The sequence below is a fragment of the Acidovorax delafieldii 2AN genome, assembly GCF_000175235.1.
Classification (GTDB): Bacteria; Pseudomonadota; Gammaproteobacteria; order Burkholderiales; family Burkholderiaceae_C; genus Acidovorax; species Acidovorax delafieldii_B.
Genome location: NZ_ACQT01000571.1, coordinates 1 through 890 on the forward strand (window position 1 = coordinate 1; position 890 = coordinate 890).

Below are 890 nucleotides of genomic sequence, written 5' to 3' on the forward strand. Positions count from 1 at the left end.
CAGGCGGCTGGCGCTCCAGAGCAAGGCATCGGCCGAGGTGACCAGCGCGGGCAGCTCGGCCGACATCTCGAAACGCTCGGGCAGGGCCAGCCAGGCATGGGGCTGCGGTGCATGGCCCAGGGGCCTGGTCCAGCGCCTGCAGCGCCGCAGCGCCAAACCGCCGCGCCACCCCGGCGCGTGGCAGGGCTTGCAGGTCGCCCCAGGTGCGGCAGCCCATGCGTTCCAGGCTGGCCACATGGGGCTGCAAAGCGCTCAGCAGGGACAAGGGCAACGCATGGGGCAGCCGAGCAGCAGGCGGTGGCGTCTGCCCCGTGCAGGCCAGGCGCAGCAGGGCCAGCGCAATGGTGGCCGTGGCACCGCAGGCCCACACCGCGGACTCGCCGCCCGGCGCCTGCGGACAAGCGCGCTGCAGTTGCCCGAGCAAGGCCGCACGACCACCCCACAGGCGTTCGGTGGACGACACCTCCATCAACACCGCATCCTCCATCAACGTCACGCGCGGCGTGAACCGCAAAGCCCACCAGCCTGCGGCGGCACAGGCTTGTGGCAAGCCCTCGTCATCCTGCGGCAAGGGCCAGGCGATCCAGTGCATGGTCCCTCCTTTCAGTGTGCGCCAACGCCCCTGGCCACGGCACGGCTGCGCCGTTGCCCTGCAAAGCGCGGCGGCGCTCGGCTTGGGCGGCCAGCACCTGCGCCAGCAGCGGTTGGCAGCTTGGCAGTTCAATCGCCTGCGGCAACGGCGGCCCGCGGCGCTTGAGAATGCGCACCTGCAGGGCCTGACCGCCCTCCAGTTGCAGGCGCAGCGGCGCGGGCGAGGCCTGGCGACTGGCGGCGCAGGGACGGAACACCCACAGAAGCTGGCCCAGCCGCGCTGCCGAAAGCTGCAACCG

2 pseudogenes are annotated in these 890 nt (G+C 72.2%); both read right to left on the minus strand.

The features are described 5' to 3' along the window. Positions 1 to 592: pseudogene (locus ACDELDRAFT_RS23110) on the minus strand (hypothetical protein); the annotation flags it as partial. Beyond that, positions 558 to 890, minus strand: a pseudogene (locus ACDELDRAFT_RS23115) (translesion DNA synthesis-associated protein ImuA); the annotation flags it as partial. The pseudogenes ACDELDRAFT_RS23115 and ACDELDRAFT_RS23110, both read right to left, overlap by 35 nt.